Annotated in this window: 27 protein-coding genes; 7 read left to right on the top strand and 20 right to left on the bottom strand. The window is 41.9% G+C overall.

Features of this window, described 5'->3' with window-relative positions; translation table 11 throughout:
• Positions 1–382 precede the first annotated feature (382 nt).
• From NO991_RS12560 to NO991_RS12550, 3 genes are all read left to right on the top strand, one after another.
• Complete coding sequence (locus tag NO991_RS12560) at positions 383–1,534, top strand: chorismate mutase (protein WP_054553232.1); 1,152 nt, start codon at positions 383–385, stop codon at positions 1,532–1,534.
• Between the two features lie 129 nt (positions 1,535–1,663).
• Positions 1,664–2,182: a disulfide bond formation protein DsbB gene (gene dsbB / locus NO991_RS12555; RefSeq protein ID WP_371352076.1), complete on the top strand. Its 519-nt coding sequence runs from the start codon at positions 1,664–1,666 to the stop codon at positions 2,180–2,182.
• Complete coding sequence (locus NO991_RS12550; protein ID WP_054553234.1) at positions 2,182–2,484, top strand: DUF6170 family protein; 303 nt, start codon at positions 2,182–2,184, stop codon at positions 2,482–2,484. Before dsbB ends, NO991_RS12550 begins: the two co-directional genes overlap by 1 nt.
• 27 nt (positions 2,485–2,511) lie before the next feature.
• Here NO991_RS12550 and NO991_RS12545 read toward each other — a convergent pair whose 3' ends face one another.
• Entirely contained in the window at positions 2,512–2,805 is a 294-nt protein-coding gene (locus tag NO991_RS12545) for a helix-hairpin-helix domain-containing protein (RefSeq protein WP_054553235.1), read from the bottom strand.
• 246 nt (positions 2,806–3,051) lie between these two features.
• Here NO991_RS12545 and NO991_RS12540 point away from each other — a divergent pair, with 246 nt between their 5' ends.
• Positions 3,052–3,354: a YebG family protein gene (locus tag NO991_RS12540; protein ID WP_294410653.1), complete on the top strand. Its 303-nt coding sequence runs from the start codon at positions 3,052–3,054 to the stop codon at positions 3,352–3,354.
• 63 nt (positions 3,355–3,417) lie between these two features.
• On the opposite strand, the gene putP is transcribed toward NO991_RS12540, so the two are convergent.
• Entirely contained in the window at positions 3,418–4,929 is a 1,512-nt protein-coding gene (gene putP, locus NO991_RS12535; RefSeq protein ID WP_371352075.1) for a sodium/proline symporter PutP, read from the bottom strand.
• Positions 4,930–5,299: 370 nt separating this feature from the next.
• On the opposite strand from putP, the gene NO991_RS12530 reads away from it, so the two are divergent.
• Positions 5,300–6,523: an EAL and HDOD domain-containing protein gene (locus NO991_RS12530; protein ID WP_054553237.1), complete on the top strand. Its 1,224-nt coding sequence runs from the start codon at positions 5,300–5,302 to the stop codon at positions 6,521–6,523.
• Between the two features lie 63 nt (positions 6,524–6,586).
• Here NO991_RS12530 and NO991_RS12525 read toward each other — a convergent pair whose 3' ends face one another.
• Genes NO991_RS12525 through ccmA form a run of 10 tightly spaced genes read right to left on the bottom strand, consistent with a single transcriptional unit; the run spans position 6,587 to position 14,302 of the window.
• Complete coding sequence (locus NO991_RS12525) at positions 6,587–7,318, bottom strand: VacJ family lipoprotein (protein ID WP_138599025.1); 732 nt, start codon at positions 7,316–7,318, stop codon at positions 6,587–6,589.
• A 9-nt stretch (positions 7,319–7,327) separates the two neighbouring features.
• Entirely contained in the window at positions 7,328–8,590 is a 1,263-nt protein-coding gene (gene ccmI / locus NO991_RS12520) for a c-type cytochrome biogenesis protein CcmI (RefSeq protein ID WP_138618589.1), read from the bottom strand.
• Positions 8,591–9,052 (bottom strand): cytochrome c-type biogenesis protein, encoded by a 462-nt coding sequence (locus NO991_RS12515; protein ID WP_138599027.1) that lies wholly within the window; start codon positions 9,050–9,052, stop codon positions 8,591–8,593.
• Positions 9,052–9,621, bottom strand: a complete 570-nt coding sequence (locus NO991_RS12510; protein WP_138599028.1) for a DsbE family thiol:disulfide interchange protein — start codon at positions 9,619–9,621, stop codon at positions 9,052–9,054. The genes NO991_RS12515 and NO991_RS12510 overlap by 1 nt, the downstream gene beginning before the upstream one ends.
• Entirely contained in the window at positions 9,618–11,573 is a 1,956-nt protein-coding gene (locus NO991_RS12505) for a heme lyase CcmF/NrfE family subunit (protein ID WP_187490190.1), read from the bottom strand. Before NO991_RS12505 ends, NO991_RS12510 begins: the two co-directional genes overlap by 4 nt.
• A 1-nt stretch (position 11,574) precedes the next feature.
• Positions 11,575–12,054 carry a cytochrome c maturation protein CcmE gene (gene ccmE / locus NO991_RS12500; protein WP_054553243.1) on the bottom strand — a complete coding sequence of 160 codons (480 nt, stop codon included), beginning with the start codon at positions 12,052–12,054 and terminating at the stop codon, positions 11,575–11,577.
• Positions 12,051–12,254 (bottom strand): heme exporter protein CcmD, encoded by a 204-nt coding sequence (gene ccmD, locus NO991_RS12495; RefSeq protein WP_054553244.1) that lies wholly within the window; start codon positions 12,252–12,254, stop codon positions 12,051–12,053. The genes ccmE and ccmD overlap by 4 nt, the downstream gene beginning before the upstream one ends.
• A 2-nt stretch (positions 12,255–12,256) precedes the next feature.
• Complete coding sequence (locus tag NO991_RS12490) at positions 12,257–12,994, bottom strand: heme ABC transporter permease (RefSeq protein ID WP_054553245.1); 738 nt, start codon at positions 12,992–12,994, stop codon at positions 12,257–12,259.
• A gap of 1 nt (position 12,995) precedes the next feature.
• A complete protein-coding gene (ccmB, locus tag NO991_RS12485; protein ID WP_054553246.1) occupies positions 12,996–13,682 on the bottom strand; it encodes a heme exporter protein CcmB in 687 nt (228 codons plus the stop codon).
• The gene (gene ccmA, locus NO991_RS12480; RefSeq protein ID WP_138599030.1) at positions 13,682–14,302 is read right to left on the bottom strand and encodes a cytochrome c biogenesis heme-transporting ATPase CcmA; all 621 of its coding nucleotides are present in this window, start codon (positions 14,300–14,302) and stop codon (positions 13,682–13,684) included. The genes ccmB and ccmA overlap by 1 nt, the downstream gene beginning before the upstream one ends.
• A 102-nt stretch (positions 14,303–14,404) precedes the next feature.
• Here ccmA and NO991_RS12475 point away from each other — a divergent pair, with 102 nt between their 5' ends.
• Together NO991_RS12475 and NO991_RS12470 are read left to right on the top strand one after the other, a co-directional pair.
• Complete coding sequence (locus NO991_RS12475) at positions 14,405–17,029, top strand: flagellar hook-length control protein FliK (protein WP_371352074.1); 2,625 nt, start codon at positions 14,405–14,407, stop codon at positions 17,027–17,029.
• Positions 17,030–17,034: 5 nt separating this feature from the next.
• Positions 17,035–17,343, top strand: coding sequence for an EscU/YscU/HrcU family type III secretion system export apparatus switch protein (locus NO991_RS12470; protein WP_054553249.1), 309 nt, complete (start codon positions 17,035–17,037; stop codon positions 17,341–17,343).
• 17 nt (positions 17,344–17,360) lie between these two features.
• Here the strand turns inward: NO991_RS12470 and NO991_RS12465 are convergent, their stop codons facing one another.
• From NO991_RS12465 to NO991_RS12430, 8 genes are all read right to left on the bottom strand, one after another.
• Positions 17,361–17,765, bottom strand: coding sequence for a DUF2802 domain-containing protein (locus tag NO991_RS12465; protein ID WP_054553250.1), 405 nt, complete (start codon positions 17,763–17,765; stop codon positions 17,361–17,363).
• A gap of 15 nt (positions 17,766–17,780) precedes the next feature.
• Positions 17,781–18,278: a chemotaxis protein CheW gene (locus NO991_RS12460; RefSeq protein WP_054553251.1), complete on the bottom strand. Its 498-nt coding sequence runs from the start codon at positions 18,276–18,278 to the stop codon at positions 17,781–17,783.
• 21 nt (positions 18,279–18,299) lie between these two features.
• Positions 18,300–19,058, bottom strand: a complete 759-nt coding sequence (locus NO991_RS12455) for a chemotaxis protein CheW (protein WP_055020708.1) — start codon at positions 19,056–19,058, stop codon at positions 18,300–18,302.
• A gap of 2 nt (positions 19,059–19,060) precedes the next feature.
• Positions 19,061–19,831 carry a ParA family protein gene (locus tag NO991_RS12450; protein ID WP_054553253.1) on the bottom strand — a complete coding sequence of 257 codons (771 nt, stop codon included), beginning with the start codon at positions 19,829–19,831 and terminating at the stop codon, positions 19,061–19,063.
• An 11-nt stretch (positions 19,832–19,842) separates the two neighbouring features.
• Positions 19,843–20,802: a flagellar motor protein MotB gene (locus tag NO991_RS12445; RefSeq protein WP_138599031.1), complete on the bottom strand. Its 960-nt coding sequence runs from the start codon at positions 20,800–20,802 to the stop codon at positions 19,843–19,845.
• 6 nt (positions 20,803–20,808) lie between these two features.
• On the bottom strand, positions 20,809–21,573 hold the full coding sequence (locus NO991_RS12440) for a flagellar motor protein (protein WP_138599032.1): 765 nt from the start codon (positions 21,571–21,573) through the stop codon (positions 20,809–20,811).
• Entirely contained in the window at positions 21,566–22,726 is a 1,161-nt protein-coding gene (locus tag NO991_RS12435; RefSeq protein ID WP_138618591.1) for a chemotaxis response regulator protein-glutamate methylesterase, read from the bottom strand. The genes NO991_RS12440 and NO991_RS12435 overlap by 8 nt, the downstream gene beginning before the upstream one ends.
• A 62-nt stretch (positions 22,727–22,788) precedes the next feature.
• Positions 22,789–25,080, bottom strand: a complete 2,292-nt coding sequence (locus NO991_RS12430; RefSeq protein WP_054553257.1) for a chemotaxis protein CheA — start codon at positions 25,078–25,080, stop codon at positions 22,789–22,791.
• Between the last annotated feature and the right edge of the window lies 1 nt (position 25,081).

Below are 25,081 nucleotides of genomic sequence, written 5' to 3'. Positions count from 1 at the left end.
ACTTAATGAATTCACCCCAAACCGGGATGGCGGTCGTCGATACACCACAGGACTACCTTATTAATAATTGTTATTATTTATTATGCAAAAACAAATATACCAGATTCATTTTTAGATTTATAAATTTTTTATGAAGATTAATGAAATTTCTGAGGAATCTTTCGCTTTGTCCAAAATAGCATGTTTATGCAGTTGACTTTACATAGAAGTATTTTTACATTAGTCCAATGAAACAAAATATCTCTCGCACTTATTTTTCTTTTTTTAGCTTCTTTAGATAGAGGAGGCTTAACTGTTTGCGAGATAATTTCACCGAATAGCTAAAGCCTCCCTCTTGGGAGGCTTTTTTGTTTGTGCACTGTTTTGGAATGAGGAAACCAACATGAGCATTGATACATTAAATGCGTTACGACACGATATAAATGAAATCGACTCCGACTTACTTGTGTTACTGGCTAAAAGACGCCGTATAAGCCACAGCGTAGTCGAATATAAAATAGCCAATAACAAACCAATTCGTGATGAAGCTCGCGAACAAGCACTACTGGAAAAACTAATCAGTTATGGTAAGTCATTAGGTCTTGACGCTTACTACATTAATAATGTGTTTCAAACTATTCTTGAAGACTCAGTTTTAAACCAGCAAGCCATGCTGCAAAAGAACCTCAACCCAGAAGCTATGAGCGAAAGCCATCGTGTTGCGTATTTGGGTGGGCAAGGCTCATATAGCCAACTAGCCTGCCATAAATATTTTAGCCGCCGCCCTGGCAAAGTGATTGAAATGGGTTGCTCTAGCTTTGAACAGATCACTGGTAAAGTTGAAAGTGGACAGGCTGATTTTGGCTTACTGCCAATTGAAAACACCAGCTCAGGAAGTATCAATGAAGTATTCGACTTATTACAACACGCACAAGTATCAATTGTAGGTGAAGTAACCCATAGCGTTGAGCACTGTTTATTAGCAATGCCAGGTACTGAGCTATCTCATATCAATAAAATTTTTGCTCATCCACAACCTTTTGCTCAATGTAGCCGTTTCATTCAAGGCCTAGGTGACATTCAACATGAAACCTGTGATTCAACCTTCCACGCATTGCAATCTGCGGTTGAAACAGCAAATAGCGCCGCTATCGGCTCAGCTCAAGCTGGCAAAAATGTTGGTTTAGAAGTAATTAAGTCAGGCCTTGCAAACCAAAGCGAAAACCACAGCCGCTTTATTGTTGTCGCCCGTAAGCCGCTACAAGTATCGAAGCAAATTCCGACCAAAACCAGTTTAATCATGGCGACTAAACAACAAGCAGGTTCATTGGCTGATGCTTTAATGATTTTTAAACATCACCAAATTAACCTAGTAAAACTAGAATCTCGCCCCGTACCAGGAAATCCGTGGGAAGAAGTGTTTTATGTTGACCTCGAAGCAAACCTTGATGACTTACATGTTAAGCAAGCGCTTGAAGAGCTGAAAGAACACACTCAGTACACACGTGTATTAGGCTGTTACCAAAGTGAGTCTTTGCAGGCTGTTAGTGTGTAATAGCCTGCCTAGATATGACTAATGAAAAGGAGTCTGTCGACTCCTTTTTCGTATAATTTCATCTTAGATACTTGCACCCATAGCCCTGTCTAAGCATAATCTTGAAAACAATTTGAAATTGGATCTTTCATGAATTGGTTAGCAGAATTAGCAACTAAAAGAACACCTTGGTTATTACTAGCGTTTATTTCACTCGCATTTGAAGTCACAGCATTGTTTTTTCAATACAACATGGGACTTGAGCCATGCATCATGTGTATTTATCAGCGCACCGCTGTTTTAGGCTTACTTGCAGCAGGTGTGATTGGTGCGATTAACCCAAAAAGTATGGTTGTTCGCTTAGTCACATTTGCCACTTGGGGTATCTCAGCAATTTGGGGTTACTTTATTGCTAAAGAACACATTGCAATGCAAAACAATACCGACCCGTTTGCATTTAGCTGTGCATTTGAACCTAACTTCCCAAGTTTTATGCCTTTGCATGAATGGATCCCTAGCTTCTTTGCTGCCACTGGTGATTGTGGCAATATCGATTGGCAGTTTGCTTCAATGAGCATGCCGGCATGGATGGAAGTGATTTTTGCAGCATTTTCAGTGGTATTTGTGGCTGTTTTAGTTAGCCGATTAGTGAGCAAAAAGTCGCTATAATGATTTATTTTTTTACTAGCCAAATCCCTACTTTAAAAAACTTTAAAGTAAGGCAACGCCAGCAGATTATTGCTCTTGCTTTAGCTCATTTAAGCCCGAGCAAAAAGATCATTTTATCGGTATGTAAGCTTGCCTTTTTAGCGCCATTATTTTTAGGTTTAGCTTACTTTGAAGGGTGGATGCTTATTCCTTGGTTGTTGTTAGCAGGTTTAAGTTACCCTCTTATCACAACACCTATCGAAAACATGTTCGCGTTAGCGCATTTAGACAAGGCTATCAATGAATTTAAACAGGGCGAATAACGCCCTGTATAGGTGATAACCTGCTATTTATAGTGTAATTTTCCCCTCAAGTTTAGCGAATAGCTTATCACCAATTCCTTTTACTTCTTTTAATTGTTCTAGCGACTTAAACGAGCCTTGCTTGGTGCGATGCTCGACAATCGCTTTCGCTTTTGATTCACCAATACCCGGTAATTGAGTTAGCTGCTCAATGCTGGCTTTATTAATACTCAGCTTTTGCATTTTAACTTGTGTTGCTTTGGTTGGTGTTTCGGCTGATACCTGTGTAGCAGGTAGTAATGCAAGAGTAGCGGCAAGTAAAATACTTGATAGTAATTTCATAATTTCCTCCATGACGCCCTTGTTTGGACTGATAGTTAGCGATTACCCAACACTCACTCCATCGCTTGTGTTTAACTTTGGGTAACATTTTAAATAAAGCTAATACACAAAGTATTGTCAAATTTACTAAATAAAAATTTTCTCAAGTTACTTGCAAAGTAAGGCTCGAAGCATTACTGTATATAAAAACAGTAATCTTAGCAGCGATTTTACGCTGCAATGCCAGGCTTAAATGCAGGAGAAATCATGGCTGTTGTTGTTAAATATGTTGTAGAAAGAAACGGAGTCGAGCGCATGACGTTTACTACTAAGAAAGAAGCTGATGCGTATGACAAAATGCTCGACATTGCTGAGTCATTAGAACTTATGCTTGAAAAAGTTGATGTACCATTAAGCGAGCAACAAATTGAGTCACTGGCGCTTGAAATGGCAAAAGAAAAAGACCAATTTATGGCGGTACTTAAAGGTGCAAAAGACGCTCAAGCTAAACCTAAAAAAGCAAAGTCAGACGATAACGTTGCTGATATAAAAGAAAAAGCGGCAAGCTAAACGCAAATTTAGATCATAAAAAAAGGGCAACATCCGTTGCCCTTTTTTGTGTTTAATCAAAAACTACAATGACGATTCAACTTCATCAAATAAGTCTGTAATTTCTTTTTTCGGCTCAGCCGTCATAAGGCTAACAACAACAATGGCTATTGTTGATAAAATAAAGCCAGGGACAATCTCATAAATGATTGCACTTAGTGCTTGGCCGTCCACAGTAATTGGCGCGTATATCCAAAACAGCACTGTTGCTGCACCAACGACCATACCACTTATAGCGCCTTGTAAGTTCATGCGCTTCCAGTAAAGGCTCAGTAGCACCAGTGGACCAAATGCTGCACCGAAACCAGCCCATGCATTACTTACTAAGTCTAAAATAGAGCTATTACGGTCATAAGCTAGGTAAATAGCAAATAAGGCAACTAAGATAACACTAATACGACCAACTAAAACCAGTTCTTTTTGAGATGCACTACGGTTTAAGTAAATTTTGTAGAAATCTTCAGTTAGAGAGCTTGAACACACTAACAACTGTGAAGAGATAGTACTCATAATTGCCGCTAAAATTGCTGCCAATAAGAAACCGGCAATTAAAGGATGGAAGATAAGCTCAGACAACACTAAGAAAATAGTTTCTTTATCATCAATAGGCATTTGGTTTTCAAGCATATAAGCAGCACCAAATAGACCAGTTAGCACAGCACCAATTGCTGATAGCGTCATCCACGACATACCCACACGACGCATGGTTGGCATATCTTTCACTGAACGTACAGACATAAAACGCACAATAATATGTGGCTGACCAAAATAACCAAGGCCCCATGCCATTGCTGAAATAATCGCTATAGTCGAACCACCTGCAAACCAATCCATCATATTAAGTGCATGAATTTCAGATTCTTTTGGTGAGCTTAATAATAAGTCATAGCGTGCATTGGCAAGTGTATCCATAACTGGCTGATCAAGCATGGTAAACGTCGCAATTGGCACAGCCAGCAGCGAGATAAACATGATACAACCTTGCACAAAGTCAGTCAGGCTCACGGCTAAGAAGCCACCAAACAAGGTATATAACACGACGACACCTGTTGTGATGTATAGACCCATTTCGTAGCTCATATTAAATGAGTTTTCGAACAACTTACCACCTGCAACAACACCTGATGAGGTATATAAAGTAAAGAAAACAATGATAACAATCGCAGAGATAACACGCAGAATATTCTTATTATCATCAAAGCGGTTTGCAAAGTAATCAGGAATGGTGATTGAGTCATTCGCCTTTTCTGTGTAAACACGCAAGCGAGGCGCGACTAAGAAGTAGTTAGCCCAAGCACCGAGTACTAGACCAATGGCAATCCAAACCTTACTTAAACCAAACAAGTACATTGCACCTGGTAGGCCCATTAGCAGCCAACCACTCATGTCAGATGCGCCAGCTGAAAGCGCAGCAACACTTGGTGATAAATTACGACCACCTAGCATATAGCCTGATACATCGTCGGTAGATTGCTGATAAGCATATAGCCCAATCCCCAACATGACGATGAAGTAAAATGCTAACGAAATTATCATTCCTGTTTCCAAATTAGCCTCCAAAAGTTGTTTAATGTTGGCTTTTAATCCGAATAATGACTCGCAAGTTATTTAATTTAAAGACATTATTGGGGTAAAAACCTATATCACCCACGACTATATCATGCTTACCCCCCTTAACTCCAATCAAGCAGATAAATGACAAAGCTCAATTTTTCAACTTTTATCTAACATTTTTCTTATATTTAATCGCAAGTTATAGAATTTATCTGCAAATTATCCTAGTCTTTAATTCTTAATAAAATAATAACTTTTCCTCGCAAATGAACATTTAGCTAATGCTATTTCAGGCACAATGCAATATATTGCGAGAAGTAAATGAATTAACAGATGTGGACATGTTTGGACTATGTATTTTTACGCTGCACGCCAACCTATTTTAGACAGGGATAAAAAACTAATTGGCTACGAGCTTTTATTTCGAGATGGCGTAGACAACGTTTTTCCTGATATTGATGGCGATGAAGCAACGTCACGACTTATTGAAGGCAGCCAATTTAATTTTGGTTTAGAGGATTTAACGGATAACAAACCTGCTTATATCAACTTTACTCTAGAAACCTTGCAAAAGGGTTATCCACTTTTACTTGGTAAAGAGCAGGTGGTAGTAGAGATATTAGAAACAATCCAACCAGGTAAACGCTTACTGGCATTAGTTAAAGATCTAAAAGAAAAAGGCTATATACTTGCACTTGATGATTACATTCACCAACCTGTATGGCGACACTTTTATCCTTACATCGATATTATTAAGATTGACTTTCTAACTTGTGATGTAGACTCAATAAAAGCGATCATCGAGGCTATTAAGCCGTATCCACACATAAAGTTGCTTGCTGAGAAAGTTGAAACATACGAAAAGTATCAGCTTGCCCTAGAAATGGGCTTTAGCTACTTCCAAGGGTTTTTCTTTTCAAAACCTGAGATGGTACAAAGCAAAACTTTGCCGCCATCAGAGATGGCTCTTGCCGAGCTTCTATATGAAACATCGAGTATTGATCTAAACCTCAGAAAAATCACTGAGGTGTTTGAACGTGACGTTAACTTATCTTATAAGTTGCTACGCTACTCAAACTCAGCGGCCTTTAAACGTCGCGCTGAAATCAGCACAATTAAACAAGCGCTTATTGTATTAGGAAGTGAAGAAATTAAACGTTTCTTATCACTTTTATTTGCAGCGCAAGTCGCAGCAGATAAGCCAGCCGAACTAATTCGCCTTTCATTGACCCGTGCTCGGTTTGCTGAATTATTGGCAATCAGCCACGGCAAAATGCGAGATACTGGTATGGCATTTTTAACGGGTATGATGTCGTTAATGGATGCAATCCTCGACGAAGATATGCCAAGTGTAATGAACAAGTTACCGCTGACTATTGAAATTAAAGATGCGCTACTCAAAGATGAAGGCTTATTAGCAACGTATTTAAAGCTGGTAAAATTTTATGAGCAAGCAAATTGGGAAAAAGCGAAAGAAATCCAACAACAACTTGGACTTAAACCTGAAGAAGTACCGGACGCTTACCATGATGCATTAAGTTGGTCTAATGACCAAATGAGTGTATTTGGGGACTGATGAATACCCATCCCTTAACGATATAAAAATGCCAGCAATTGCTGGCATTTTTATTTAACACTTTTAAAGATTTTCTAAGAAGTCTTCGTCAAAGTCATCTGGTTCTTTTTCTAGTGGCGGATTACCATCATGTAGCTCATATAATTGACGCTGGAAGTAGATATCCTTCATGAAGATATAAGGGTCTAGCGACTCATTTAATAGGCTCTCTTGTGGCATTAATGAAGCACGGGCTTCAACCGCTTTAAGTGCAAACACTAATATTGTTTGAGGTGTTGTTAGTGTTATTTCAGGTAATACGAAATTATCAACAACATCACCAGTTAAGTTTCGTGCGGTACTTGGTCCCATACCAGGGATCATCAAGTAAGCACCATCACCCACTCCCCATACACCAAGAGTTTGGCCAAAATCTTCATCGACAATTTCTAAGCCCAGCGATGAAGCAACATCAAAAAAACCGAGTAGACCTACTGTAGAGTTCACTAAAAAGCGCGCTAAGCTAATACCCATATTACCAGGCTTACCCTGCAGACCAGCATTGACCATATCCGTTGGTGCGGTGATGTTATCGGTAAAATTAACAATGCTACGTCTTACCGGTGTTGGCGTTACTGTAACGTAGCCAACAGCTGCTGGGCGAAGAATATAGGCGTCAAGCACGTCCATATTAAAATCATACATAGGACGGTTAAACGACTGTAACGGATCTCGCTCATCCGCTTTTTCTTCGGGTATTTGTGCGCATCCTGCAAGCACTACAAAAAAGATAAAAAATATACTGTGCCTAAACATCGGCTATCCTTACGGTATTAACTCATTAATTAGCAACGCGTACTCTTTAACGTTCGCACGTTCTAAAATACCCGACTTGCCTTCCAACTCGCCGCTAGAAGTTACCACAGTTGCATCTTTTGATAAACGCGCAGTTAAAATAATTTTATCGACACTTGATAAATTCAGACCTTCAACCATTGCATTCGAATCACTCAATGTCACTGTTAGCGGAAAGCTGTATTCCGTCATTTTTACCACGGCTAATGGCATCTGTGGGCCACTGGCTGCTTTTGCAAAAACAAACAAGGTGCCGTTTTGTGGCTGCGAATCTGCTAGAGCTGAGTCTAAATCAACTGTGATGCTAATTTCACTGTGTGAAGCTTTTGCAATTTCTGTATTTGTAACTTGCTGCTGATTATTTAAGTGAGCATCAATTTCAGCAATACGCTCTGCAATCATGCTATAACGCGGATCATTTTGCTGCATACTTGCAAGCAGTACTTCAAACGCAGTTTTAGCTTGCAGCCAATCCTTGCGCTCATAAGCAATCAGAGCTAACAATGAGATTGCATCAATATTAGTCGGCTCTGCTTTTAACACTCTCGATAACATCGTTGCTGCACGTGACATATTCGCATCACTGCCTTCCATTAGCAGAACTTGCGAGTAGCTGATCAGCACTTGCTTGTTATCCGGGTTCATTTTTAGCACTTTATCAAATGACTGCATCGCCATATCAAATTCATTTAATGACATCGCAACACGACCTAGCAGCATCCACGCCACTTCATCATCACCACTTTGATCAAGCTTGGTACGCAATGCTAAAGCAAATGCTTGCAACTCATTCGGTGTCAATGGCTCACCATCTTGCATTACGGCACGTTCACCATACGACTTAAGGTTTGCCATCGCGTCATGCCAGCCTTTTATTTGCTGCTGACTACCCGTGTAACCGTAAAAGATAGCCGTTAAAACAATTAAAAAGCCAGCGCCAGTAAGGGCAAAAATACGGTTGTTACCTTTACTATTTAGCGCTTTTTCTGGAGACAGCTCATTGAGCAAACGACGTTTTTGTTCGATAACTGATTCGTCGTGCATTTGTGCATCAATACGTTGGTTATCTAAGTCTGTTTTAAGCTCATCTAAACGTTGATGATAAATTCGGATTAACTCCGAGTTTGCATTGTGATCAAGGCGTTGAATACGTTCGCGTTTAAAAAAAGGAACGACAACAAATAGCAATGCAACCAGCGTGAGTAAAACAAAAGAAGCCCACATTAATGCCATCTAGCTTTGCTCCTGACGTTGATTTTGTTCAATTAACTTTGCAAGTAGTGCCTCGTCTTGCTCTGTCCATGTTTGTTTTACCGATGCCTTACGTTGGCGTAAAACAATAAACCCAAAGCCAAGTACCACAATCAATACTGGCAATACCCATAATACTAAGGTTGCGGGTGTTACGGGTGGATCGTAATGTACGAAGTAGCCATAACGGTCAATCATATAATCGATGACTTCATCTTTAGTTTTGCCATCTTTTACCAGCGCTAACACTTTGTCGCGTAAGTCTTTGGCTACAACCGCGTCTGAGTCGGCAATGTTTTGGTTTTGACATTTAGGGCAACGCAGCTCTTTGGTAAGCTCACTGAAGCGTACAGCTTGCTCTTTGTCATCAAATTGATATTTGTCTTGCTCTGCAAATGCACTAAACGTGATAAGCAAACTTGCTAAAAAAATCACGAGTCTCATTACTGTAACTCCTGCATTAACGGTGCGAATTTGGCTCGCCACACACGCGGATTAATATCGCCGGTATGGTGCAGCAAAATGGTGCCTTGCTTATCAACTAAGAAGGTCTCTGGCGCGCCAGACACCCCTAAATCAAGGGCTAATGTGCGCTTTAAATCTAAGATATTGAATTGATATGGGTCGCCAGCACGATTAAGCATACTGGTAACGTCTTCGCGTAGTGCGTTAATATCAAACTGGCCATCAAAGTCAGGGTCGTAGCCTTGCTCGTAGTATAAGCCAACAATCTTAACGCCCTGCTCTCTAAGCTCAGTTAAATAGCCCAACTCAGCTAAACAGGTCGGGCACCATGTGCCCCACACATTGAGTAAGTAAACTTCACCTTTTAAATCACTATCTGTCCAACGCGTTGACTCATCCATCAAGTCTGGCAAGTTGAAAGCTGGCATAGCCTGCCCAATACGCCCAGTTTGCAGCTCACGCGGGTTAGCAAACAAGCCTTGATATAAAAACACACACAGTAAAACGAAAACCAGTAAAGGTGCTAGTGCGAGTAGTTTACGGTTCATGCTGATGCCTCCTGCTTAGTCGATTTTTGGCGATAGCGTTTATCACCAAGCACTAAAAAGCCTGCCAGTGAAATCAAGATACCACCGAGCCACATCCAACGAACATAAGGCTTATGGTAAATACGTAACGACCACGCACCTTGGCTTAATTGCTCACCCAGTGCTAGGTATAAGTCACGCGTAAAGCCAGCATCCACAGCGGCTTCTGTCATAAACTGCATGCCAATGTCATAACGGCGTTTTTCAGCATGTAAAACGGTTACTTGTTTATCATTTTTCAGCACAGTGACAACCCCAGCATGGCCGCTATAGTTAGCGCCGCGAATAGACTTAACACCATCAAAACGGTACTGGTATTCATTTAAAGCCACAGTGTCACCCGGCTTCATTGATACATCACGCTCTACTGAATAAGCAGAGGTTAACGTTACACCTGCAATCACGAACGCTAAACCAACGTGACCTAATACCATCGCCCAATAGCTTAGTCCTAAACGTTTAAAGCCTTCACCTAAGGTTTTGTGAATGGTTACTTTTGCTGCTAAATCAACCACTGTAGTAACAACAATCCATACCGCTAGCGTAGTTGCAATAAAGGTAATTGGCGCAATTACATCGTAACTTGAATATAACCACGCTGCCGTTGCAACTAGGCTAACTACAGCCGATAGGGCAAATTTGTTTTGCAACATTGACCATTTATTTTGTTTCCAGCGTAACAGCGGGCCCATACCCATTAAAATGGCAAACGGCACCAGTAGAATCGCAAACATCTTGTTGAAGAACGGCTCACCAATCGAAATGCTGCCTAAGCCAAGTTCTTTATGGATCATTGGCAATAATGTACCTAGCAATACAATCAGTGTTGCCACAACTAAGAAAATATTATTTAACCAAAGCGCAACTTCACGTGAGGCAAACTTGTAACGGCCCTCACTTTTCACCTGTGATACACGCAGTGCATAAAGCGATAAACCACCACCAACTACAATGGCTAAGAATGCTAAAATAAACATACCGCGGTTAGGATCTGAGGCAAAAGCATGCACAGATACAATGATACCCGAGCGAACAATAAAGGTACCCAGTAAGCTTAACGAGAATGCTGCAATAGCCAGTAATACGGTCCACGACTTAAATACACCACGCTTTTCGGTGGTTGATAATGAGTGCAGCAATGCGGTTGCCACAAGCCATGGCATTAATGATGCGTTTTCAACGGGATCCCAGAACCACCAGCCGCCCCAGCCAAGTTCTGAGTATGCCCACCAACTACCAATGGTAATACCAAGTGTTAAAAAGCCCCATGCTGTCATAGTCCAAGGACGAGACCACTTAGCCCAAGTATTATCAAGCTTACCAGTAAGTAACGCTGCAATAGCGAATGAGAATGACACAGATAAACCTACATAGCCCATATAAAGCAATGGCGGGTGAATAATCATACCTGGGTCTTGCAATAACGGATTTAAATCGCGACCTTCTACAGGGAAATACGGTAATAAGCGCTCAAATGGGCTCGACATTAACAAGGTGTATAACATAAAGCCAACACCTAAAAAGCCTAGTACACCAAGTACACGAGCACGTAATACCCAAGGTAATGATTGCGAGCGCATAGCTACTACGGCTGTCCAACCCGCTTGCATCACTAACCAAAGTAATATCGCCCCTTCATGACCACCCCATGTCGAGGTTATTTTGTAGTACCAAGGTAAGGTGCTACTTGAATGATAAGCAACATACGAAACAGTAAAGTCGTCGGTTAAACTAGCATAAACAAGTGCCGCAAAAGACAAAAGCACAAATACGAACTGTCCAATTGCCAGTGATGGGGCGGCACGCATTAAACGTAAATTGCCGGTATGCGCCCCCCACATAGGAAAAATACACAATAGAACACTGAGCACCATGGCCAGTGTTAAAGAAAAATAACCGAGTTCTGGGATCATATTAATTGCCGTTATCTAAGTTATACGTCGGTTTTTCGTGCTTGATACCCTTCACTGCTTCAGCAACTTCTGCAGGCATGTATTCTTCATCATGCTTTGCAAGTACTTCAAAGGCATCAATTTCATTGGCTTTAACTAACACGCCCTGCGCCACAATCCCTTGGCCTTCACGGAATAAGTCCGGTAAGATCCCTTGATAATTAATTGTCACCATAGGGCCTTTATCAATCAGTTTGAAGCTTACCTTTAAGCTTGATTCGTCACGAACAACTGAGCCTGGTACAACCATGCCACCAATACGTAACTTTTGACCAATATGCGGTTTTTCTTTATTTGGTCCTTTACCATCAACAAGTTCACTTGGGGTATAGAATAAATTGATGTTTTCTTGCAGTGCATACAGCACTAAACCAATCGTTGCACCCACACCAAAAATAATGGCTACAACTGCTAATAAACGTTTTTTACGTCTTGGATTCATTGCCCTGCCTCTTGCTTCGCTTTCTTAATGCGCTCTTCACGTTGTGCTTGCTGCTTTACTGAAGAGAAAATACGTTTTGTATCGTTTAACGAACTAAATAAAATACCGAGTAAAATTAATGCACAGCTACCAAAAGACAACCATACATAAAAGCCATAGCCACCCATGGCAATAAAATCTGCAAAAGAATCAAACTGCATGATTAACCTCGCTCAACCATATCACGCACCCAAGGGCGATGCTTTTCACGTTGAAGAATTTCGTTTTTAAGGCGGATTAACGTCACCACACCAACAAAACCTGCAAACGCAACAATGTTAACCATTAATGGCCAAAACATGCTTGGATCAATGGCTTTAGTATCAAACTTTGTAATGGTTGCACCTTGGTGTAAGGTATTCCACCACTCCACCGAGAAGTGAATAATCGGTAAGTTGATAACCCCAACAATGGCTAAGATACAAGCAGCACGCCCCGCTGCTTTTTTATCTTCAAAAGCATGATAAAGCGATAACACACCAAGGTATAAAAATAACAGAATTAACTCAGAGGTAAGACGTGCATCCCACACCCACCATGCGCCCCACATAGGCTTACCCCATGCTGCACCGGTAATTAATGCTATCGCTGTCACACATGCCCCAACAGGTGCAATTGCAATCACTGCAAGTTCTGCATTACGTAATTGCCATACTAGTGCGATCACTGCTGCAATCGCCATAGAAGAGTAAGCGCCCATAGATAAAATAGCTGAAGGCACATGGATAAAAATAATTCGGTAGCTGTCTTTTTGTTGGTAATCGGCTGGGGCATAAGCAAGCCCCCAGACCCATCCAACAATCATACAAACCACCGTAACGACGGCGAAATAAGGCAGTAAGGTGTTACACAATTGGTAAGCACGATCTGCTTTTGCGTAGGGATGTAACCACTTCCACATATTAACTTACACTCACTTTCAATGCTGACGATATGGCAATTGGCGCCGCTATAATCGCTACGATTAGCATGGCACCAAGGATTGCAAGCTGTCCGCTATAGGCAAGCTCCATAGAGCTGGTATCAATAGCCGAGGTTGCAAAAATTAGTACAGGGATATACAAAGGCAGAACAAGCAAACTCATTAAAATGCCGCCTTTTTGTAGTCCCACAGTGAGTCCAGCGCCAATTGCGCCAATGAAGCTAAGCAATGGCGTACCTAACAATAAGGTCAGAACGGTTGCTAAAAGCGCTGAACTTTCTAAATTCAATAACAAAGCAAATACCGGAGTCATTAACACTAAAGGCAACCCCGTGATCACCCAATGCGCTGCCACTTTTGCAAGGACAGTTAACGGTAAAGGGTATGATGAAGCAATTAATTGCTCTAGTGTTCCGTCGTGATAATCATCACGAAATAGCTTATCTAGGCCTAACATGGTCGAGAGTAACGCAGCGACCCAAATAATGCCCGGCGCCATACGAGCAAGTAGACCGGGTTCAGGGCCAATTGCTAACGGAAAAAGTGTAATAACAATAAGAAAAAACAAGATAGGGTTAACGATTTCAGCACGCTGACGAAACGCTAATTTAAGATCTTTAGAAAAAACCGCAGAGAATAATTGCCAATACGAATGCTGTTTTACCATCAGTGGCGATACTCCAAAGTCACTGTTTGAAGGTCACTAAAATGTGTCGTTAAATCTTGGTGGGTGGTTAATAGAATCGCGCCGCCAGCATTTAGGTGCTCAACAAAGCGTTCTTGTAAAAATGCAACACCGCTTTTATCAAGGGCTGTAAATGGCTCATCAAGGATCCATAGTTTGGCACTGTTTAACCACAGTCTTACTAGAGCGACACGGCGTTGTTGCCCTGCTGACAACATACGAACAGGTACATCTTCAAGACCTACCAAGCCTATTTTTGCTAAGATCGGATACAAGTCTTGTTTGCTATCGTAGCCATTTATTTTTAGCCAAAATGCGACATTCTCAAGGGCGGTAAGCTGTGTATTTACTCCAGTTTTATGGCCGATGAATAATAACTCTTGTGCATATTCATCATAGTATTTTGTAATTGAGCGATCTTGGAACAAAACATCGCCTTCATCCGCCATAGCGAAACCCGCGATAATACGCAATAATGATGTTTTACCAGCCCCATTCGGACCAGCTAACTGCATAATTTGTCCCGATTTCAAGCTGAAATTAAGATCCGCAAACAAACAACGATCTTGCTTGATGCAGGTGACGGCCTTAATGTGTAACAAGATGACGATTCTCTATACCCAAAATTAGGCGTTAGTCTACCATAATGATAGGGTAATACGAATATTGCTTTAAAACGATTAACTTATATTTGATCTAAAATAATGAATAAACAAAGCCAGTTGACTCTCAGCACTCAGCTTAATCTAGACCCAAAAGCAACCAGCAGTGCACTACAGCAATCACCTAATGATGCCTTGAAAATGCTGGCTGAGCAGAGCCTAACTGCTCGTAATATTGTGGTTGGTAAGCACAGTGTGCAAATGGACGTGCTAATCAATAACTCATGGCAAACACTGCGCTTATCAACAGAGCAAGAAAATCTTAAAACTGAGCGCTTTTTAGCGGCCAATATTCAATTAAGTAGTGATGGTAAACAGCTGACTATCACACCAGCACCACTGACGATTACACTTGGCAAAAGCCAGCAATTACAAGCACTGCTGAACTTGCTAACGCAAGGGAGTGCAAATACAAATATGCCGCACCCCGCTCAGATTGCGCCAAGTAAACCTTTACTACAACTACCGGCATTAAAAGCTGAGTTTGCTCTTAATAATAGCCTGGTTGCTCTTTTAAAAGCTGAAGCACCGCTTAAAGCCATTTTGCTGCCTGCTACCAACCAACAAAATAGCTTTAATTTAAACATTATTAATCGCTTTGGGGATTCACTCCATCAGCAAAGTGTTAGCCAACAAAAATTAGCTGAGTTGGTGGCTAAGCTAACCCCTGAAATGAATTTGAAATTAGCAGGGCAACAAGTACAGTTAAGCGTTGCAAACAAGCAAAGTAATGAATTAACTTTACCGCTACCTACAATATCGCCAAAACAAGCTAAGCAAATTCAAGCCCAGTGGCAATTTCATCCTCATGCATTAAAACTAACCCCCCAGCAAGTTAAAAATACTGTTGAACTTATAAATAAAGCGCCTGTGCAACAAATACTGTTAAAGAACTCGCTGTCAGAGACATTCAATCAAGCATTAAAAAGCCAAGCAGTTGAACCTAAGAAAACGTTGTTAGCACCATCGAGCAGCTCACATTCACCCATTAGCTCTTGGCTAAAAGACAGTTTTGCTGATTTAAAAACGCGTATTAGTGATGCAGTGCGCTATTTTGAAAAGCTTCCTGCTACCACTAAAGCGGCTGTTAACCAGTCAACCCATCAGCTGATTGAAAGCAAAAATACAATTAGCCAACTGGGTTTTAATGCTAATAAAATCAATATAGTAAAGTTTGCCGCTGCTCAACAAAGCACGCCAAAACTTGCTTCGTCTCAAGTGCTGCAAAAAGAAAGTAGGCCAGTTACAGCTAATACGCCACCACCTGCGGCTAAACAAACAGAGCCATTAACCGAAAGTCAGCCTGCAAAGCAAGTTAGTTTACCCGTGAGCTATAACAAGGCAGCACCTTTAATACAGTTACTACAACGGTTAAAAGTCAGTTTAGAGCCGCTTGTTAGCGCACAAAATCAAGCGACTCAGTTGGCTACAAACCATAGCAAAGCACAACTCCCTGTATTGAGCATAGACAATGCTATGCAAAAAGCACCTGCAGACAACAAGTCAATTAACAGTTCTGTTAATACACTAAACTCTGACAAAGCAGCATTTGAACAGCTTGCCCCAGTTAAAAGTAGCCTTGCTAATTCAGTACTGAAAAATATGAGTGAGCAAACTAAACAGCATAATTTCGTGACTCGAGCACCCAATGAGCAAACCGTAGGGTTACAAAAAGTTGTTCAACAGCAAATTCAATTACACGCCCCCTTCTTAGCGTTGAAAGAGCCGAACTTGAGTCAGCCATTATTGCCGATAAGGCCAATCGAAGCCACGCTGATTGCTAAGCTATTACCGCTCCCGGAAAGTAAACCGTTAGCAAGTATGCCTCTACCAGTGCAATTAACAGAGAAACTTGTAGCCCTGAGTGAGCAAAACACATCGCCTTCGGTAGATTTAAACAGGCTCGTTAATCAAGCATTTAATCGCATGATCTCGAGTCAAAACATGCACCCTACAACGATTGAACGAGAGCTTTTAAGTATCCTCAGGCCAACAGCACTGCCTAGTCAAACTCAGCAGGCAAGCTTCAGCCAAGGGTTAGAACAATTAGCAGTGGCTTCACTTGCCGCGCCAATTATTAATCAAGCACCAACCAACCTTAGTTTTAATAATCAAACTGGTCTTGATGCCTTACTGCAAGTGTTAGTGCCCAACTTTAAAGCCGTTAACGGCAATAAATTACTCGAGCAACTACAGCAGCCTGCGATGCAAGCCATGGCGGCTGAAGCCTCGCAACTGAAAAACACTCTAGCTCAGGTGCAAACAACGCCTATCAATCAGCAACAAGATAACAGTGCTTTAGCGCAGTTTTTCTTACCGATGAAGTTACCTCCTGAAACAGGGCAAACAGAAATCAGCTTAGGACAATATAAAAAGCCAAGTAAAAATAAACTCGAAGCTAAGAATGTCTGGTTTGTGCGCTTGAACTTTGATTATGCACAGCTTGGCAAGTTACAAATTACCGCAGAGGTGATGGATAAAGCAGTTGATTGCCAGTTGCTAGCGTCTTCACAAGAAGTGACAGCGCTTGCTCATCCGCATTTAGAAACACTACGCCATAAATTAGCAGGCCATGGTTTAAATGTAGGTGAGTTAAACTTGCAACAAGGGACATCAAACCACCAAGCTTTTTATAAATCCCATGCGATTATTAACATTAAGGTGTAATTTTTATGAGTGAACAAGCGGTGCATAAATCAGCAATTGGCTTACTCTACGAAGCGGGTAGCTCGCCACGAGTAACCAGTAAAGGCTTTGGTGAATTGGCTGAAGAAATCGTCAAACTTGCTGAGCAAAAAGGCATTTTGATACATCAAGATGCGGACTTAGCTCAAACCTTATCGCATCTTGAGCTAGGTGAAGAAATCCCGAAAGAGCTCTATTATGTTATTGCTGAATTAATTGCTTTTTCGTACGTATTGCGTGGTAAGTTTCCACCGGGTTGGCAAGACTTTCAAGGTAAGCTCAACATCAAAGCTTAGCTCAAATAAAAAAGCGCCTATTCGGCGCCTTTTTGTTTATGAAGTGACATGAGTAGCTCAGCTTCGGCTCTGGGTAATTCGCATTCACGAATTATTTCTTCTAAATCAGCGCCTAGCTCAACCATTTTAACCGCTCGCGAATAAATTTTCGCATTCGGATCATCATATTTTTGTGCATCTTGTAGCTGTTCAAGCTCTTTACTTTTTTCTTCAACAGCAACAACACGTTTGCCAATACTTAGCATGCCAGCTCGCATTTCAGCCACTTCGCTACGTAAAATACTCAATTGCTGTTGAGCTTCTTGTAACTGTTTTTGCTTAGCTTGAATCGCCGCCGCTTGCTTATTGTTATTGACAAAAATAAGCCCCAAACACACTAATACAAGTAAGATTGAGGCACCAAACAAAGAGTATAACAGCATATAATTTCCAAACGCTTATAGTGCGCTTAGCTCGTCCCACTCATCGTCATTTAATAATTTATTAAGATCAACCAAGATCAGTAACTCACCATCACGGTTAGATACACCTTGGATAAACTTAGCACTTTCTTCTGTGCCAATATTTGGCGCACTGTCAATTTCAGAGCTACGTAGGTAAACCACTTCTGCGACACTGTCGACTAGAATACCAATCACTTGCTTTTCAGCTTCAATGATAACGATACGAGAGTTATCAGTGACCTCAGCCCCCATTAAACCAAAACGTGCACGAGTGTCGATAACAGTAACAACATTACCACGTAAGTTAATAATACCTAATACATAAGAAGGCGCACCTGGTACAGGAGCAATTTCGGTATAGCGAAGTACTTCTTGTACTTGCATTACGTTAATGCCGTACGTTTCTTCTTCAAGTTTAAAGGTTACCCACTGTAACACTTCATCGTTGCTATCAGCGTTTTTATTTGCTGACAGTAGTCTTTCTTCACTCATGCTATTACTCCGTAAAAATAGTTACTGCTCACGGCTGTCTAAGCCCTGCTCTAGCAATTGATTTAAATTTTCAACGTCAATCAAGGCGCACATTTTCTCTTTGATAACACCTGCAAGCCAAGGCCGCTTACCTGATTTTGCTCGCCATTTTACATCTTCTTTACGAAGCGTAATATTATTTACGAGCTTTTCAGCCAATAATCCCCATTGACTGTCACCTAAGGTGATTAAATACTGATAATCTAATGATTGTTCTAATTTTTCATCATACTTTTCTGGCATAACCCAACGTGCAGTATCAACAACATTTAGTTTTTCTTCACGGTTTAGCATGACACCTTTAAACCATTTTGGTTTACCAAATAATTGGTTAACCTCTGCCAGCTGATGAATTCCCCCTAATGCTTTTAACGGTACAGCAAGGGTTAACCCTGCAACCTCAAAGAATAATGCCTGAAATTCACCATCAAAATAGTCTTCTTGACGATCAGACGAGGTTTTTGCAACCAGTTCAGCTTTAGGTTCTGCGACTATATCTTTGATATTAGCTTGGTTCTCGGTTTTCTCAAGCTCTTTAGTCGGTTCTGGGGGTGGTAAAACAGGTTCTGGAGTAGGCTGAACGTCTGTCAGCTTTTCTTCTGTCTTAGTTTCAGGCTCTTTAACCTGCTCCAGCAGCTTTGCGACTGGCTCAAGATTTTGGTCTGTAGGCTCATCTTCACACAACAAAGCGCCCAAATATTGGGTCATCACTTTTTCATTGGCAAATAAATGCTTACTCATCTTTAACCTTGTGCAACTAAGTAATCAAGCAGGGCGCGATAGGCAAATACCCCACGCGAACGCGGGCAAAATTGAATCGGCACTTGCTGTGCTAAACTAGCATCTCTAAACTTTGTATCGACAGGAACCACGCCTGACCATACTTTATCTTTGTAATTATCCTGCAGAGTCTTGTAAGCTTCAAGTGATGCTTTAGTACGTTTATCGTACATTGTAGGAATAATTGTATATTGGTACTGTTTTGCTTGCGATGTTTGCATCAGCTCCATCGTACGCATCATACGATCAAGCCCTTTTAAGGCCAAAAATTCTGTTTGTACTGGTACTAAAATTCGCTCACTAGCTGCAAGAGCATTGACCATCAAAACACCTAAAACAGGCGGGCAATCAATAATTGCATAGTCATAATGGTCGCTAATTTTGGCAAGCGCTTTTTTTAGTATTAAGCCCATGCCATTTTTATTGCCCATGCTTCTATCAAGCGTCGCGATTGCCATCGTCGCAGGTAAGATATCTAGGTTTTCAAGTGTTGAAGGACATAGAGCCTGCAAAATTTCTTCACTGGCCATGCTGTTACCACGCGCGAAAATATCATACACGCTGACTTCTAAGTCTTCTGAATCTATACCAAAATAATAAGTCAATGATGCATGCGGATCGGTGTCAATAAGTAACACGCGTTTTCCTTGTAAAGCGAGAATACCAGCAAGGCTAACGGCTGTTGTTGTTTTCCCTACCCCACCTTTTTGATTCGCTACGGTCCAAACTTTCACATCACACCTTATTATTGTTCATTGCGCGTGGTAATCCTAATGCCACCATGTGGTAATTGAATCACTTTAATGCTGTTATCATCGCTTGGCAACTCAATTTCTGTCGTCTGTTGCGGTTGGTTTTGTGACTCTTGTTCTGCGTTTTCTGGCTCTTGTGGTGGTAAACCATATTTAGACAACGCAACAACCACTTTGCGGTTTTCTGCGCGTCCTTGCTCAGTGTCATTACTTGCAAAAGGTGAATATTGCCCGTAACCTTCAATAGCCATACGCGCAGGGTTAATACCTAAACTCTCAAGCTCAACTAGGACAGATGTCGCCCTCGCTACAGATAGCTCCCAGTTAGAGCGAAACATCTCATTACGAATACCTTCGTTATCGGTATAACCACGCACACGAATGTAATTATCAACTGGTGCAATAATATCTTTCACTAAACTAACAACTTGTTTTGCACGCTGCTGTGCAACAGCACTGCCCGATGAAAACAACATACCAGAGCTTAGTTCAATGATGAGCCAATCTTGATGAAGCTCTAAACTTGCTTCGCCATCACGAATTTCATCAATGAGCGCAGACTGTAATTTAGTAAGTAAGCTGTCGAGAGGCTTGCCGAGATGTTTTTTCTCAATATTGCTGGTTTCGCTTTGCCCATCGAGTAATTCAGGGCCTTGCTCATCTTTACGAATGCTCTCACCGTATAGAATGTCGTTCTCAGGGCTGACTCTGTCAGTTAGTATGCCTGTGCCGTTAACCCCAGTGCCAACCTGTTGTTGCTGACGAGCAGACTTTTCAAACACCTGCTCTAGTGAATCTGAGAGAATTTGAAAATCTTCATTTTTACTAATTGCGATCGCATACATGACCACAAAAAAAGCAAACATGATGGTCATATAATCGGCATAAGAGACAAGCCAGCGTTCAGTATGTTGGTTTTTTGACGTGTTATGACGCAGACGACGGCGCATCATAATAAATTACTCGTCAACTAAGCTTGGGCGCTCTACACGGTACGCCTCAAGTTTTAGTTCGATATTTAGTGGGCTTTCACCTTGCGAAATAGCAATAATGCCTTCAGCGAGTAGTTCATGATACAGCATTTTTTGTTCCACTTGCTGCTTGAGTTTATTCGCCATAGGCAAAAATAATAAGTTCGCTAAACCAACACCATAAATCGTGGCAATAAACGCTGTAGCAACACCGGCACCCAGTTTTTCAGGATCGGTGATAAATTGCATGGCCTGAATCAAACCGAGTACTGCACCTAAAATACCAATTGTAGGGCTATAACCGCCCATAGCTTCATAAACTCGGCTTACCTCGAGTAAGCGTTCGCGTTCAAGCATTAAATCAATTTCAAGCGTATCTCTAAGCTTTTGCTCATCAATACCATCAACAAGTAGACTCAAGCCCTTTGCCGCATACGGGTCTGAGTGCGACAGCGCTTCCGACTCAAGGGCTAAGTAACCTTCTTGACGTGCTTTATGTGACCAACGCTTTACTTGCTCGATTGCTGCATCAATATCGTGATACGGCGGAAAAAACACCCAATGACTGATCTTAAGTGTTTTAGTAAAAACACTAGCAGGAGTCTGAAGCATGACAGCCCCAAGCGTACCACCAAGCACGATGATAAGCGCAGGACCATTAAACAGTGCAGAAACAACCCCGCCCTCTAATGCATAACCAAAGGCGATGGCACTTACTGCGACAATTAAGCCAAAGAAAGACAGTTTATCCACAACCAGTCTCACGCGTTAAACGATTCGCAACATCTGCGAGCGCTAAGCTTTCACTCGCCAAGCCGGCATTAGCAACAGCTTGTGGCATACCATACACCACACTGGTTTTTTCATCTTGCGCCCAAATAGTCGCACCGACTTGCTTAAGCATACGCGCACCATCACGGCCATCTGCGCCCATGCCCGTTAATACTACAGCTAGCACATCACCGCCGAAGGTTTTTGCAGCACTTGCAAAAGTCACATCAACACTCGGCTTGTAAGTAATACGCGGACTATCGTCTTCAAATACTCGCAGAGTGCGAGAACCACCACGCCCCTCTATTAGCATTTGTTGGCCACCTGGCGCTAAGTAAGCGGTGCCAGGCACTAAACGGTCACCATTTTGCGCTTCTTTAACATTGATTTTGCATAAGCCATTTAGCCTTGCAGCAAAAGCTGGCGTAAACGCAGCTGGCATATGCTGAATAAGCAAAATAGGATGTGGGAAATTAGCTGGCAGCTGAGTCAAAATTGTTTGAAGCGCCACAGGTCCACCGGTTGATGTACCGATAGCAACCAATTGATATTTCTTGCCCGAAGCGCGAATATTACTCGTATTCGATGACGATGCAGCCGGCGAACTTGCAGCAGCAGGACGACTAAAACTGCGATCAGGCTGGACAATACCGCTACTGCTTGTAGCGCCACTACTTCTTAGTGTAGGAGTCGGAGTTGATCTCGAAATAGGTGCTGGTCGCGAAAAACGAGAAATGCGACGGCGACCAATTTCTTTTACTTTATTTTGTAAAAGCGCGATTGCATCTTCATTATTGCGTGCAATGTCTTCGAACTTTTTCGGTAAAAAATCAAGGGCCCCAGCATCCAATGCATCTAGGGTTGCTGTTGCGCCATCACGGGTGAGTGATGAGAACATTAAAATAGGAGTCGGTGTTGCTGCCATTATTTCTTTCACGGCACTAATGCCATCAAGAACCGGCATTTCAACATCCATAGTAATTACATCAGGTTTTAATTCACGGGCTTTATCGACCGCTTCACGACCGTTTACGGCAAAACCAATTACTTGAATATTGCTGTCTTGCTCTAAAATTTCGCTGACTCTGCGGCGAAAAAAGCTTGAATCATCAACAACTAATACTTTGACTGCCATTGGCACTCTCTTGTTTTATATCACTTAAAGTGCAGTTAAACGCTGCACTTTATTATTTATTATTAGCCAACGTAGTGTTTAAGCATGCTAGGTACGTCGAGGATCAATGCAATCCCACCATCAGAAGTAATTGTCGCACCAGCCATGCCTGGCGTACCTTGCAATAAGGCATCTAAAGGTTTGATAACAACTTCTTCCTGGCCAATTAACGAGTCAACCACAAAGCCCACTTGTTTAGTACCGATTTGCACAATAACTACGTGACCTTCAGCTTTACGCTCTTGGCGGTTGGCACCTTTTACTAACCAATGTTGTAAATAGAAAAGCGGGATCGCTTTTTCACGCACAATTATTGTCAGTTGACCATCAACGACATTAGTTTTAGTTAAATCAAGATGGAAAATTTCACTCACACCAGCAAGTGGTAAAGCAAATGTTTGCTCGCCAACAATAACCATAAGAGTCGGTAAAATAGCCAGTGTTAATGGCACCTTGATTTCTAATACAGTACCTACACCCAGCTCTGACTGAATATTGACAGAGCCATTTAACTGGGTGATTTTTGTTTTTACTACATCCATGCCGACGCCGCGGCCTGAAATATCAGATATCTCTTCTTTGGTTGAGAAACCAGGCGCAAAAATTAAGTTGTAAGCTTCGGTATCCGACAAGCGGCTTGCTTGGTCGTGATCAATCACACCTTTGCTGATAGCAATTTTTTTCAACTTCTCAGCATCCATACCTGCACCATCATCACGAATGGTCAATAAGATATGATCGCCTTCTTGCGAAGCAGAAAGAGTGACTGTACCGGTACGTGGTTTACCCGCGGCTTCACGCACATCTGGCATTTCAATACCATGGTCAACCGAGTTACGAACTAAATGCACGAGCGGATCGGCAAGCGCTTCTACTAAGTTTTTATCTAAATCGGTTTCTTCACCAACCAGCTGCAGGTTAATGTCTTTTTTCAAGCTGCGAGCTAAGTCACGCACAACGCGTGGGAAGCGGCCAAATACTTTCTTAATTGGCTGCATGCGGGTTTTCATCACCGCACCTTGCAGGTCTGCAGTTACCACATCTAAATTAGAGATGGCTTTACCCATTGATTCGCTGTTACTGTTATTTGCAAGGCTAACCAAACGGTTGCGTACTAATACCAGCTCACCCACCATGTTCATGATTTCGTCCAAGCGCTTGGTATCAACACGAACCGTTGTTTCAGCTTGTGGTGGTGGCGCTTTTTTCGGTGCAGCAGAAGCTGCTGGTGCTTTTGCAGGAGCTGGAGCCGGTTTAGGTGCAGCTGCGGCAGGCTTAGGAGTAGGTGCCGGTTTTGATGCTGCTGGCTGTGCCGGTTTTGCAGGTTCAGCTTTAGGTGGTTCAGGCGCTTTTTCTGGCGCAGCCGTTTCTAAAGACTGTGGAGCTGTACCTTTACCATGTAATTCATCAAGCAACGCCTCAAACTCGTCATCGCTAATTTCATCGTCTGAGTCACTGCTTGTAGTATCTACTGCTGGCGCTTGAGGAGTTGGTTGTGCAGATTTTACGGTTTCAGGTTTGGCTATATTTTCTTGTTTTACTTCACCAAAATTACCAACACCATGTAATTCGTCTAATAAACTGTCGAATTCATCATCGGTGATGTCATCACTATCACTGCTAATAGCTTCAGGAGCAGCCGCTGCTGGCCCTTGACCTTTACCATGTAATTCATCGAGGAGGCTTTCAAACTCATCTTCAGTAATTTCATCAATATTCTGTGGTTCTGCCTTACTATCAGCAAGACCGCCGCCATCAAACAACATATCAAACGCAAATGGATCATCTTCATCAATATTGTCTGCTGCCGTGTTAGCTGTTACTTCAGGTGCATCAACAACAGCCTCTTCAACAGCAGGTTCTTCAGGTGCAACTGCTACATCGTCTGCTACTGATACATCTTCACCTGCAAGCTCTTCCGCTGTAGGTGGTTGGCTTAATTTATGAAGAACGTCTAGAAGCGCAGGATCTGCAGGCTCTGGTTGCTCACGATTTTGAATCGTTGCGAACATTTCGTTGATGGTATCCAGAGCTTGTAAAATAACATCCATAAGCTCAGGAGTGACACTGCGAACACCTTGGCGTAATAAATCGAAAACATTCTCTGCACCGTGACACGCATCAACAAGTTCAGTCATGCTTAAAAAGCCTGCACCGCCTTTGACAGTGTGGAAGCCTCTAAAAATGGCGTTTAAGAGATCTTTGTCTTCGGGATTGTTCTCAAGCTCAACTAATTGCTCTGACAAAAGCTCTAAGATTTCTCCTGCCTCAACAAGGAAATCCTGTAAAATATCTTCATCGACTTCAAAGCTCATG

This window comes from Pseudoalteromonas sp. DY56-GL22 (assembly GCF_041414715.1).
Classification (GTDB): Bacteria; Pseudomonadota; Gammaproteobacteria; order Enterobacterales; family Alteromonadaceae; genus Pseudoalteromonas; species Pseudoalteromonas simplex.
This window is presented reverse-complemented; position numbering and strand designations above follow the sequence as displayed.

Coding starts and splice junctions, on each gene's coding strand:
- NO991_RS12505 (WP_187490190.1), bottom strand. CDS start 11,573: ATGATCCCAGAACTCGGTTATTTTTCTTTAACACTGGCCATGGTGCTC.
- ccmB (WP_054553246.1), bottom strand. CDS start 13,682: ATGGTAAAACAGCATTCGTATTGGCAATTATTCTCTGCGGTTTTTTCT.
- NO991_RS12490 (WP_054553245.1), bottom strand. CDS start 12,994: ATGTGGAAGTGGTTACATCCCTACGCAAAAGCAGATCGTGCTTACCAA.
- NO991_RS12510 (WP_138599028.1), bottom strand. CDS start 9,621: ATGAACCGTAAACTACTCGCACTAGCACCTTTACTGGTTTTCGTTTTA.
- dsbB (WP_371352076.1), top strand. CDS start 1,664: ATGAATTGGTTAGCAGAATTAGCAACTAAAAGAACACCTTGGTTATTA.
- NO991_RS12550 (WP_054553234.1), top strand. CDS start 2,182: ATGATTTATTTTTTTACTAGCCAAATCCCTACTTTAAAAAACTTTAAA.
- NO991_RS12515 (WP_138599027.1), bottom strand. CDS start 9,052: ATGAGACTCGTGATTTTTTTAGCAAGTTTGCTTATCACGTTTAGTGCA.
- NO991_RS12430 (WP_054553257.1), bottom strand. CDS start 25,080: ATGAGCTTTGAAGTCGATGAAGATATTTTACAGGATTTCCTTGTTGAG.
- NO991_RS12475 (WP_371352074.1), top strand. CDS start 14,405: ATGAATAAACAAAGCCAGTTGACTCTCAGCACTCAGCTTAATCTAGAC.
- ccmI (WP_138618589.1), bottom strand. CDS start 8,590: ATGGCATTAATGTGGGCTTCTTTTGTTTTACTCACGCTGGTTGCATTG.
- NO991_RS12465 (WP_054553250.1), bottom strand. CDS start 17,765: ATGCTGTTATACTCTTTGTTTGGTGCCTCAATCTTACTTGTATTAGTG.
- NO991_RS12470 (WP_054553249.1), top strand. CDS start 17,035: ATGAGTGAACAAGCGGTGCATAAATCAGCAATTGGCTTACTCTACGAA.
- NO991_RS12530 (WP_054553237.1), top strand. CDS start 5,300: ATGTATTTTTACGCTGCACGCCAACCTATTTTAGACAGGGATAAAAAA.
- ccmE (WP_054553243.1), bottom strand. CDS start 12,054: ATGAATCCAAGACGTAAAAAACGTTTATTAGCAGTTGTAGCCATTATT.
- NO991_RS12455 (WP_055020708.1), bottom strand. CDS start 19,058: ATGAGTAAGCATTTATTTGCCAATGAAAAAGTGATGACCCAATATTTG.
- NO991_RS12545 (WP_054553235.1), bottom strand. CDS start 2,805: ATGAAATTACTATCAAGTATTTTACTTGCCGCTACTCTTGCATTACTA.
- NO991_RS12445 (WP_138599031.1), bottom strand. CDS start 20,802: ATGATGCGCCGTCGTCTGCGTCATAACACGTCAAAAAACCAACATACT.
- NO991_RS12560 (WP_054553232.1), top strand. CDS start 383: ATGAGCATTGATACATTAAATGCGTTACGACACGATATAAATGAAATC.
- NO991_RS12435 (WP_138618591.1), bottom strand. CDS start 22,726: ATGGCAGTCAAAGTATTAGTTGTTGATGATTCAAGCTTTTTTCGCCGC.
- NO991_RS12525 (WP_138599025.1), bottom strand. CDS start 7,318: ATGTTTAGGCACAGTATATTTTTTATCTTTTTTGTAGTGCTTGCAGGA.
- NO991_RS12540 (WP_294410653.1), top strand. CDS start 3,052: ATGGCTGTTGTTGTTAAATATGTTGTAGAAAGAAACGGAGTCGAGCGC.
- putP (WP_371352075.1), bottom strand. CDS start 4,929: ATGATAATTTCGTTAGCATTTTACTTCATCGTCATGTTGGGGATTGGG.
- ccmD (WP_054553244.1), bottom strand. CDS start 12,254: ATGCAGTTTGATTCTTTTGCAGATTTTATTGCCATGGGTGGCTATGGC.
- NO991_RS12460 (WP_054553251.1), bottom strand. CDS start 18,278: ATGAGTGAAGAAAGACTACTGTCAGCAAATAAAAACGCTGATAGCAAC.